The 1,627-nt window shown below is 38.5% G+C and carries 1 protein-coding gene; it reads left to right on the top strand.

Features of this window, described 5'->3' with window-relative positions; genetic code table 11:
• Nucleotides 1-1,627, top strand: a 1,627-nt coding sequence (locus GTZ96_RS18115; RefSeq protein ID WP_181033229.1) for a SprB repeat-containing protein, incomplete at both ends; no start/stop codon positions are given.

Below are 1,627 nucleotides of genomic sequence, written 5' to 3'. Positions count from 1 at the left end.
AGCGGTAGCTTCAACGCTCTTGCTCCTGCTACTTATAGTGTACAAATAAGAGACAAAGCAAATCCTAATTGTGTAATTGTATTGGGTGACCAAACAATCTCTCAACCTGATGCACTAAGTGCAACTGCCCGAAACCAAGTAAATGTTTCTTGTAAAGATGGTAATGACGGTTCGGTTGTGATTACACCTGCTGGTGGAACTGCCGGATACACAATCTCTCCTGCTCAAATTGGTTTAAATGCCGGTTTACATACTTTCACCATAACAGATGCTAAAGGTTGCCAAACAACTGTTGATGTTACAATTATTAATGGTGATGGTACCCCTCCTGTTATTAGTCAATTACCAAGTGAAACAACAATCAATTGTCCTGCAAAACCTGAGTTTGCACAAGCAACAGCAACGGACAATGTTGACGCATCTGTTACTTTGACTTTTGAAGATGTAACAACTCAAGGTCAATGTGCAGGTTCTTATTCTACAACAAGAACTTGGACAGCTGTTGACGATTGTGGAAATACTTCAACAAAATCACAAAAAATCAATATTCAAGACATCACTGCTCCTACTTTTACAGTCCCTGCAAATATTACTATAAATGCTGGTGAAAATTGTATTGCAAACAGCAATCCTTCTGCAACAGGAACTGTAACAAACGTAAACGACACTTGTGATTCCAATCCAATAGTTAGCTATTCTGACACCGAATGTTATGGAAATGACAATGAAGCCAATATCAATTCAGGAAATGGAAGCTACTTCTACTTTAATGTCAATGGTTTTGATAACCTTACAGCTAAAAACATTGAAAAAGTTGCCCTAGCTTTCGAAACCAATCAAGGAAAAGGAAGAGCTGAATTTACATTGGTATCTCCAAGCGGACAAGCTGTAATATTGGTTGGACCATACTGCTCAGGTGGAAATTGTGATGATACTGACCCAAGTACCAAAGAATTATACTTACCTGTATTCTACTCTAATGCTTCGGGTAATCCACAATGGAATAACAATAATTTCATTACTTCAGGAATTAGTCAAAACTTCATACCTAACGGAGCTTCTTCATCTCCAAATACCATTACAGGTGTAACCTCTTATGTATCTAGTTTTGAAAATTTAACCGGGCCTATGAATGGTACTTGGTTTATTTATTCAAGAAAACAAAATAGTGTTAACGGAAGTATTACTTTCAAAAGTGTTTGTCTGAAACCTACTACTGAATGTGCTGGAAATAAAATCATTTCAAGAACTTGGACAGTAACTGATGCATGCGGAAATAAAACTACTGCTAATCAAACTATAAAAATTGAAGACACTACGGCTCCGGTATTGAGCGAAGCACCTGCTGATCTAACAGCAGAATGTGATGCAGTGCCTCAGGCAGCTACTTTAACAGCTACCGATAATTGTGATGTAAATCCAGTGGTAAGCTACAAAGAAGTGAAATCAAATATCAGTGAAACTTGTGCCAGCAACTATACGTTGACCAGAACCTGGACAGCTAAAGATGCCTGTGGTAATGAATCTTCTAAATCTCAAGTAATCACAGTAAAAGACACTACGGCTCCGGTATTGAGCGAAGCTCCTGCTGATCTAACGGCAGAATGTTCTGCAGTACCTCAGGCAG

The sequence above is a fragment of the Flavobacterium undicola genome (assembly GCF_009909155.2).
Taxonomy (GTDB): domain Bacteria; phylum Bacteroidota; class Bacteroidia; order Flavobacteriales; family Flavobacteriaceae; genus Flavobacterium; species Flavobacterium undicola.
Note: the sequence above shows the minus strand (reverse complement) of the source record. Positions and strands in the feature narration are given on the sequence as shown.